Source organism: Acidocella sp. (genome assembly GCF_035535915.1).
Classification (GTDB): Bacteria; Pseudomonadota; Alphaproteobacteria; order Acetobacterales; family Acetobacteraceae; genus Acidocella.
Genome location: NZ_DATLPB010000072.1, coordinates 1 through 9356 on the forward strand (window position 1 = coordinate 1; position 9356 = coordinate 9356).

The 9356-nt window shown below is 61.4% G+C and carries 7 protein-coding genes and 1 pseudogene; 5 read left to right on the plus strand and 3 right to left on the minus strand.

Annotated elements, in window-relative coordinates:
* Positions 1 to 176 precede the first annotated feature (176 nt).
* Positions 177 to 1247 carry a ribonucleotide-diphosphate reductase subunit beta gene (locus tag VNC39_RS08670; RefSeq protein WP_349255471.1) on the plus strand — a complete coding sequence of 357 codons (1071 nt, stop codon included), beginning with the start codon at positions 177 to 179 and terminating at the stop codon, positions 1245 to 1247.
* A gap of 82 nt (positions 1248 to 1329) precedes the next feature.
* On the opposite strand, the gene VNC39_RS08675 is transcribed toward VNC39_RS08670, so the two are convergent.
* A complete protein-coding gene (locus VNC39_RS08675; RefSeq protein ID WP_325398214.1) occupies positions 1330 to 4230 on the minus strand; it encodes an EAL domain-containing protein in 2901 nt (966 codons plus the stop codon).
* A gap of 436 nt (positions 4231 to 4666) precedes the next feature.
* Here VNC39_RS08675 and VNC39_RS08680 point away from each other — a divergent pair, with 436 nt between their 5' ends.
* The 4 genes from VNC39_RS08680 (at position 4667) to VNC39_RS08695 (ending at position 8025) form a co-directional block, all read left to right on the plus strand.
* Positions 4667 to 5794, plus strand: a complete 1128-nt coding sequence (locus VNC39_RS08680; protein ID WP_325398216.1) for a zinc-dependent alcohol dehydrogenase family protein — start codon at positions 4667 to 4669, stop codon at positions 5792 to 5794.
* A 35-nt stretch (positions 5795 to 5829) separates the two neighbouring features.
* On the plus strand, positions 5830 to 6867 hold the full coding sequence (locus VNC39_RS08685; protein WP_325398218.1) for a fumarylacetoacetate hydrolase family protein: 1038 nt from the start codon (positions 5830 to 5832) through the stop codon (positions 6865 to 6867).
* A 124-nt stretch (positions 6868 to 6991) separates the two neighbouring features.
* A complete protein-coding gene (locus VNC39_RS08690) occupies positions 6992 to 7453 on the plus strand; it encodes a nuclear transport factor 2 family protein (RefSeq protein ID WP_325398220.1) in 462 nt (153 codons plus the stop codon).
* Between the two features lie 17 nt (positions 7454 to 7470).
* Positions 7471 to 8025 (plus strand): TetR/AcrR family transcriptional regulator, encoded by a 555-nt coding sequence (locus tag VNC39_RS08695; protein ID WP_325398222.1) that lies wholly within the window; start codon positions 7471 to 7473, stop codon positions 8023 to 8025.
* 95 nt (positions 8026 to 8120) lie between these two features.
* On the opposite strand, the gene nadC is transcribed toward VNC39_RS08695, so the two are convergent.
* A complete protein-coding gene (gene nadC, locus VNC39_RS08700) occupies positions 8121 to 9017 on the minus strand; it encodes a carboxylating nicotinate-nucleotide diphosphorylase (RefSeq protein ID WP_325398226.1) in 897 nt (298 codons plus the stop codon).
* 83 nt (positions 9018 to 9100) lie between these two features.
* A pseudogene (locus VNC39_RS08705) lies at positions 9101 to 9356 on the minus strand (L-aspartate oxidase); the annotation flags it as partial.

The window sequence follows — 9356 nt, forward strand, 5'->3', positions numbered from 1 at the left end:
GCGACGCATGTCGAGAAATCGACGTTGCGCGGCACCGACGGCAAGCTCAATGCGGTGGCCGTGAGCGTGGCGCCGGAATCTTCCCCCGAGCCTTGGGGCAAGGCCTGTGCGATCGACGATCCCACCTGCGAAGCTTGCCAATAAAAGGCGATGTGACTGGCTCTAGCGGAAAGAAGATGACGATGCTCGACTGGCCTGGAACGGAAAATAAAGTGGCGGCGCCGACCGGCGGCCGTGTTTCCATCGACGAAAAGGCGATGATCAATTGCCGCGCGGATGTGAACCAGCTGCTGCCGCTGAAATATCGCTGGGCGTGGGATAAATATCTCGCCGCCTGCAATAACCATTGGATGCCGACCGAGGTCTCCATGCAGGCCGATATCGCGCTGTGGAAGTCCCGCGACGGGCTGACCCAGGATGAGCGGCATGCGATCAAGCGCAACCTTGGTTTTTTTGCCGCGTCGGAAAGCCTGGTGGCCAATAACATCGTGCTGGCCATCTACCGCCATCTCACCAATCCGGAATGCCGCCAATATCTGCTGCGCCAGGCCTTCGAGGAGGCGGTGCACACCCATACGTTTCAGTATGTCGTGGAGAGCCTGGGGCTGGATGAAGGCGAACTGTTCAACATGTATCGCGAGGTGCCCTCGATCACCGCCAAGGCGGCCTGGGCGCTGAATTTCACGCGCCATCTCGACGATCCGAATTTCCGCACCGGCACGCAAGAGGCGGACCAGGCGCTGCTGCGCGACCTGATCGCGTTCTACGTGGTCTTCGAGGGCATGTGGTTCTATACCGGCTTCGCGCAGATCCTCTCGCTCGGCCGGCGCAATAAGATGGTCGGCATCGCCGAGCAGTATCAATATATTTTGCGCGACGAGAGCGTGCATCTGAATTTCGGCATCGATGTGATCAACCAGATCAAGATCGAAAATCCGCATCTCTGGACGCCCTCTTTTCAAGAGGAAGTGCGCGCCATGGTGAAGGAGGCGGCGGAACTTGAGTCAGCCTATGGCCACGACACGATGCCGCGCGGCTTCCTGGGCCTGAATGCAGCATTGTGCGAACAATATATGCATTTCATCGCCAATCGCCGCTGCGCGCAGATCGGTTTGCCGGCGGTGTTCGCCGACACGGCGAACCCGTTTCCGTGGATGTCCGAGGCGATGGATCTCAAGAAAGAGAAAAACTTTTTCGAAAGCCGCGTGATCGAGTATCAGAATGGCGGCGCGTTGTCCTGGGAGTGATAAGCAAGAAAGGCTACTTTTTGTGAACAAAAAGTAGCAAAAAAACTTTGTTAACTTTGGGCCGTGCTGGTTTCATCGCTTGCTAAAAACTTTCGGCGCGACGCTGCTCCCGCAAGCCCCGCGAAAACGCTGTTTCTGTCGCGGGCTTGCCGAACAAATAGCCTTGCACATATTGGCAGCCCAGTTTCCGGACGCATTCAAACTGTTCCCACGTTTCCACGCCTTCCGCCGTGACGGGCAATTTCAAGGCCGAGGTGATGCCGATGATCGCCTCCAGAAGTGGTTGCATCTCCTCGGCATTGCCGGATTTCGCGATGAACGACCGGTCGATTTTCACCAGGTCGAAGCGGAACGTGTCGAGATAGGACAGCGCGGAATAGCCCGTTCCGAAATCATCCAGGACGAGGCTGAGGCCAAGATTCTGCAACTCGTTCATCATGTATAAACTCGCCGATTCCTTGGATATGAACACGGATTCCGTGATTTCCAGCTTCAGCCGCGCCGGCGCCAGGCCGGAGCGGCGCAACGCGTCGGCGGCGGTTTGAACGATGTCGCCAAGTTCGAATTGGCGGGGCGAGACATTGACCGAGATGTTGAGCGCCGTGGACCATCTCTGCGCGGCAAGGCAGGCCTGATGGAGTACCCAGGAGCCGATTTCGCAGATCAACCCGCTATCTTCGGCGATGGGAACGAACTCCGCGGGAGAAATGAGGCCCCATGTCGGGTGTTGCCATCGTAACAGCGCCTCGGCGCCGTCAAGCGCGCCATCGGATGTGCGGATGATCGGCTGAAATTCGAGATAGAATTCGTTCTTCTTGAGGGCGGTCATCAAATCGAGCCGCAGCCGATGCGCCCGATCGAATTTCTTCTGCATATCGGGATGAAAGAAACGGAAATTTCCCCGCGCGTTCGTCTTGCTCTGGTAGAGCGCGATATCGGCCTGTTTATAGAGCGCTTCGGCGTCCGTGGCCGCGGACGTCGCCGTCGCGATGCCGATGGACATGCTGATCGCGATGACCAGCTCATCGACGAGGAAGCCGCGTGCCATGGTGCGAAGAATATGCGCCGCCAGGGTTTCGGCTTCTTCCTCGGTGGCGATGCTGGTCTGTGCCAGCATGAATTCATTACCCCCGGATCGCGCCAGAAGATCGTCCGGGCGGAGCAGGGAGGCGAGGCGTTCGACGATCTGCTGCAACAGCCCGTCACCGACCGGGCGGCCATGCACGTCGTTGATGCCTTTGAAATTGTCGACGTCCAGGCAGAACAGCGCGGTGCGCCGGCCCGCCGGTTGCTGAGCGATCGTCTCCTGGAGGCGCGCGAAGAATTCGCCACGGTTGAGAATGCCCGTCAGGGAGTCATGACTGGCGGCGTAACTCAGTTGCTCTTCGACGCGTCTTGTGTCCGAAATATCACGGAGAAACAGGGAAACGTTCTCGGCATCGGCGTAAATGGTCGCTTCGATCCAGAGGCGCAAAACCTCGCAAAAAAAAGTGGCATGAGAATTTTCGCCGGACTCCACCCCGCGCCAGAGGGCCTGCTTCAGATGAGATTTTGGCTCGGACTGGAAAATTTCACCAATGCCGCGGTTGGCCAGAGGCGCATAAGACCGGAAAAGCTCAGTGGCTTGCGTATTGGCATATTTCGCGCGTCCGCTTCTGTCGAAGACGATGACCGCATCTTTCGTCGCTTCCAGAACGCGGAAGGCCAGCGTCTCTGTGGCGCGCCGGTCGGACTCGGCTTTGTGCCGGTCGGTGATATCTTCCAACGTGCCGTACCAGCGCAGGATTTCACCCTGGTGGCTGAGCCGTGCCGCGGCGCGGGCGCGAAACCATCCGGTTTGGCCGTCATGCGCGATGAAGCGAAATTCGCAGTCCAAAGGGCGGCCGTTCGCCACGCAGTCCAACCACAATGCCGCCACGCGGGGGCGGTCATCGGGATGAACCGCGGCAATCCAGTAGCCCGCCGGGGCTTCGGCCTGCGTCAATCCGGTCAGTTGGTGCCATTTCGCCCCGAGTTCCAGGACGTCGCCATCGGGCCCCGCTGTCCAGGGAATTTGCGGGTGCAGCTCCACCATATGCCGGTAACGGTCTTCGCTGTCGCGCAGTGCCGCCTCGATGTGCCGGTAGGCCGTGATATTCTGGCTCGTCCCGCGCAGTTGGGTGACGTTGCCATCCGGCCGCACGATCGGTTCCACATGGGTGAGGACATGCTGGACGGCGCCATCCGGCTGGATGAACCGGCATTCGAGCGTGACCGGCGCCTTCGTGCGCAGCGCCTTATAATAAGCGGCGAGGGCATCATGATAGTCATCCGGATGGTGCAACAACTTGATCTGCTCGTACGTGGCCGGTGCGTCGGTGGGCGGCAGGCCGATGAATCGCCAAAGTTCACGTGAGACATGGATGGCGCGGTCCTGCACGTCCCAGCGCCATACGCCGATCTTTGCCAGGCGGTGGGCGGCTCTCAGTTCCCGGGTCCGCTCGCCAAGTTCACGCGAAAGGGCAGACAGTTTGGCGGCATTGTCCCGGAGTTTGGCGTTCTGCTCTTTCATCTGCTCGGCCATGGAACGGGTGGTCGAGACATCCGTCGTGGTGCCGACCATGCGAAGGGGCGTGCCATCCTCGGCGCGCTCAGTGACGCCGCTGCGGCTGAGGACCCATTTATAGGTTCCGTCTTTGCAGCGGATCCGGTATTCGACTTCATAGAACGCCGTTTTTCGATCGGAATGAGCTTGGAGCGCCGCCTGGACATGAGGCCGGTCGTCAGGGTGAAGCCTTGAATAAAATTCTGTGACGTGAAGTTGCCGGGTGTCGTAAGGATAGCCGAGGATGGCAAACCACGCGGCGGAATAACGAATTTGATTCGTGACGAAACTGCGGTCCCAGATGCCCGCGCCGCTGCCCGCGAGGGCGATTTCCCAGATATCCGAAAAATCCCGGATAGCGGTTTCTTCCGCCTTTTCGTTGCCGCGATCGCTTGCCACCGCACATCCCTTCGGTTGATTACTTAAGGTTGTGTTTGAATGTTCCAAAAACAATTGGCGAGGTCAAGGCGAGCCATGATCACGTTTTTCCGTAAATCTAAAAATTAATATGCGGCTGTGAATCGTAACCGTATAAAAACTTTTCTTGAAAGGGGTTTTTTATTTGGTGCGTCGTAATGTCGCGGTTTCCTGGAACGCGAACCATCTTGCGCCACGCCGGCGTGAGCGCGCCGTGATTGACAGGCAATGAGTTCCGTCACATTTTTCCGCCTGGAATCATAAACTTGGGTTAGGAACGTGCCGGCCGGCGGCCGGGGGAAGAGTCTTTTTCGCGCCGCGCATAAATATACGCCTGTTAGTATGTTTGGCTATAGGGAAGGGAGCATAACATGGTGCTAAAGCCTCGCGGCTGCCGCATGGCAGGGAGTCGGCGCGCATGAAGATCCGCGCCGCGGTGCTGCGCCGCTCGGGCCTGGCGCATCCCTATGGTGAGACCAAGCCGCTGACCATCGAGACGGTGGATCTCGCCCCGCCCGGTCCCGGCGAGGTGGTGGTGCGCATTGCCGCCGCCGGCATTTGCCATTCCGATCTGTCTGTGGTCGAGGGCGTGCGCCCGCGGCCGCTCCCCATGGTGGTCGGCCATGAATCCGCCGGCATCGTCGAGGCGGTGGGCCCGCAGGTCGAGGATTTGCGGCCCGGCGATCATGTCGTCTCGGTGTTCGTGCCGATGTGCGGCCACTGCCTGCCCTGCGCCGAGGGGCGGCCGGCTTTGTGCGAGCCCGGCGGCCAGGCGAATGTCAACGGCACGCTGCTGTCGGGGGCGCGCCGGCTGGCGTGCGATAGCGTGCCGCTCAACCACCAGACCGGTGTGTCTTGCTTCGCCGAATATGCCGTGATGTCTCGCCATTCCTTGGTCAAGGTAGAGCCAGACCTGAAGCTGGAAGAGGCGGCGTTGTTCGGCTGCGCCGTGCTCACCGGCGTCGGCGCGGCGTTCAACAGCGCGCGGGTCCGGCCCGGCAGTACGGTCGCGGTCATCGGCCTCGGCGGTGTCGGCCTGGCGGGGTTGCTGGGCGCGGTGGCCGCCGGGGCGGGCCGTATCATCGCCCTCGATACCAATGAGCAGAAGCTGGCGGTGGCGAAGTCCTTCGGCGCGACCGACCTGTTCAACGCGGCCGACGCGCATGTGGTGCAGGCGGTGCGCGATGCCACCAAGGGCGGCGTGGACACGGTTTTGGAACTGGCTGGTGCCGTGGCGGCGCTGGAACTTGGCTATCAGATCATCCGGCGCGGCGGCGAACTTGTCACCGCCGGCCTGCCGCCGCCGCAGGCGCGGTTCGCCATTCCCGCCGTCACGCTGACCGGCGAGGAGCGGACGATCCGCGGCTCCTATATGGGCAGCGCCGTGCCGATCCGCGATCTGCCGCGCTATATCGGCCTGTATCGGCGCGGCCTTCTGCCGGTGGACCGCCTGGTCACGCATCGGCTGGGGCTCGACGACATCAATCTCGGCATGGAGCGGCTGCACCAGGGGCAGGCGATCCGCCAGCTCATTACAAGTTTCTAACAACTGTCTAAGCATAAATAACAGGGGACGTGGATATGGATAACGCACGACGCAATTTTCTGAAGCTCGGCACGGGGGCCGCGGTCGGCTCGCTGATGGCGAGCCCGGTCGTCGCGAAGAACGTGATTCAGTTGCCGGCATCGGCCGATGGGAGCGAAACGTTGCGCCTCGTCACCTTCAGCCCGCATCCTGGCGCGCCGGCGCGCGTGGGCGTGGTCACGGACGCGGGCATGGTCATCGATGTCGGCGCCGCCGCGCGAGCGCACAGCATGACGCTGAGCTTCAACCCGTCGAGCATGATCTCGCTGATCGCCGCGGGGCCGCAGGCCTTGACCGAGGCGCGGCGCTGCGCGGCCGCCGGGGGTACGCTTCCGGTCGGCAGTGTGCGGCTTTATGCGCCGATCCCCGTGCCGGCGCGCAATGTCTACGCGGTCGGCTGGAACTATCTCGAGCATTTCCACGAGAGCATCACGGCGCGCGCCGCCAAGGCCAAGCTGCCGGAGCATCCGGTGTTCTTCACCAAGGGCACGCATACGGTGAACGGCCCGTTCGATCCGATTCCGTACAATCCCGCGATCTCGAAAATGATCGACTGGGAGGGCGAGCTGGCGGTGATCATCGGCAAGCGCGGCACCAATGTGAGCGAAAGCGACGCCATGAATTACGTGTTCGGCTACAGCGTGATCAACGATACCACGGCGCGCGATATGCAGGTGGACCATGGCGGGCAATGGTTCAAGGGCAAGAGCCTGGACGGGCACGGCCCGATCGGCCCGTGGATCATCCCCGCCGCCGAGATCGACTATAACAATTTGAATCTCACCACGCGGGTGAACGGCGTGGTCAAACAGCAGATCAACACGCGGCAGATGTATTTCAAGGTGCCGCGCCTGATTGCCGAACTTTCGTTCGGTTTGACGCTGGAACCGGGAGACATCATCGCTACCGGCACGCCGTCTGGCATCGGCGCCGGCCGCACCCCGCCGGAATATTTGCAGCCGGGCGACATCATGGAAACCGAAATCGACCGCATCGGTACGATCCGCAACGAAATTCGCCTGGTGAACAGCTGAGCGAGAGAAGGGCCGCTTTTTTAAAGGCGGCCCTTTGGGCCTGTGGCACCATGGCGGTTTTCCTTGACAGGCAGTAAACCGATTGGTACAAATTAGACCAATCGGTTTAGCGCAGGAGTTTTTAATGGCCGTTCTTATTCCGCCTTTCACCTTCGAAACCGCAACTGCCAAGGTCCGTATGGCTGAGGATGGTTGGAACAGCCGCGATCCGCAGCGTGTCTCCCTGGTCTACACGCCGGACAGCGTGTGGCGGAACCGCGCGGAGTTTGTGACCGGCCGCGCGGACATCGTTGCTTTCCTTACCCGTAAATGGGCCAAGGAGTTGGATTATCGTCTGATCAAGGAGCTTTGGGCGTTTACCGGCGACCGTATCGCGGTGCGCTTTGCTTATGAATGGCACGATGACAGTGGTAACTGGTTTCGTTCCTACGGCAACGAGAATTGGGAATTCGATGCGGAAGGGCTGATGCACCATCGTTACGCCTGCATCAACGATTTGCCGATCAAGGAGAGCGACCGCAAATTCTTCTGGCCATTGGGGCGGCGTCCGGACGATCACGCCGGTCTTTCCGAACTCGGCCTCTAATTCGGCATGCCGACTCTATGGTGAAAACGGTTTTTGAAAAGAGTGACGCCATTCCTCTGCTCGCCGAAGCGTTTAGGGAGCTCGGCTATGAGGGGGCGACGCTGAGCAGCATCACCGCGCGCACGGGCCTTAGCAAAGGGAGCCTGTATCACTTCTTCCCCGGAGGGAAGGAGGAGATGGCGGAAGCGGTGCTCGATCACGTCGATCGCTGGTTCATCGCGCATGTTTTTCAGCCGTTGGAGGAGGAAGAGCCGGGCGCGGCCATCGCCGGCATGTGGCAGGCGGTGGATGCGTATTTTCGTGCCGGCCAACGCGTCTGCCTGATCGGCGCTTTTGCCTTGGACGAAACCCGGGACCGCTTTCCGCAGGCGATCAACCGCTATTTTGTCCGCTGGATTTCGGCGCTGGCCGGTGCACTCATCCGCGTCGGCAAAGATGAAAAAACTGCCACGCAGCTGGCCGAGCATGCGGTACTCGGCATCCAGGGAGCGCTGGTACTGACGCGTGCTACCGCCGATGGCAAGCTGTTCACACGCGCGCTGGAGCGCTTGGCGGCGGTGCTGGAAATTTAGAGAAGAAAGCAGCCGCTTTTGAAAAATCGGCGGCAAAAACTTTCGTGAGCTTGGACCCATGCCGGTGAAACCAGCATGGACCACACTGACAAAAACTATTTGTTGTTCACAAGAATCAGCCTTGTCTTGCTGCTTGCTTCGTGAGCGCTCAGAAAATCCAGGCCGATATCCAGCACCCGCGCGCTATGGGTGAGCCAGCCGGCGGAGATGAGGTCCACGCCTGTTTCCGCGATCGTCGGGGCCGTGTCCGCGGTCACCCGGCCGGACGCTTCGGCAATGGCGCGGCCATCGATCAGCGCCACCGCCTCGCGCAGCATGTCCGGAGTCATGTTGTCCAGCAGCACAGCGTCCGGCCGCTCCAGCAGGGCTTCCTCGAGTTGGCGCAGCGTATCGACCTCGACCTCGATTTTCACCAGATGCCCGACCTGCGCGCGGGCGCGGCGGATGGCGATGGCCACGCCGCCGGCGATGGCGATATGATTGTCCTTGATCAGCACCGCATCATCGAGGCCAAAACGATGATTGGCGCCGCCTCCGGCCCGCACCGCGTATTTCTCGGCGAAACGCAGGCCCGGCGTGGTCTTGCGCGTGCAGGTGATCTTCGCCCGCGTGTGGCTGATGCGGTCGGCGATGTTGGCGGTCGCCGTGGCGATGCCGCTGAGCCGGCCGAGAAAATTCAGCGCGACGCGCTCGGCGGTGAGAACGCCGCGCGCCGGGCCGGCGATATGGGCAATCGCTTCGCCCGGCTGCACGCGCGCGCCGTCAGGGCGGAGACTTTCGAAGCTGATCGCGGGGTCGACCAGGCGGAAGGCGTGGCGGGCAAAATCCAGCCCGGCAATGGCGCCGGCTTCGCGTGTCGTCAAAGTGAGCCGCGTCTGCGTGTCGGCATCGATCACCGCATCGGTGGTGATGTCGCCGGCGCGGCCGAGATCTTCCAGCAGGGCGGCGCGTACGCAAGGCTCGATCAACAAATCGGGCAGTTTGGTCAGCATCATGAAAAATCCTTAAATGCGGGATCGGGCGACATCGGAGCGTGCGACGGGCCCGGGCACGATCGAGCGAAAATAACCATGTGTCAGGCCGCCTGTTTCACAAAATGCGCGCCGACGGAAGCGGTTCGGGCGAGGGCGGCTTGGGCGATCAGGAGGGCGAGTTTGGCGGCGCTGTTGTGGGGGGCGAGTGGGGTGAGCTGGGCGATGGCGCTGTGCATGCCCTCGGCGTCGCGCAGCACGCCGAGATGGGTGGACATGATGTCGCGCACCTTCTCGGCGTCCGGCCGGGGCGGCAGGGTCAGCTCCGGCAGCTTGCGGGGCGGGCGGGCGGCACGGGCG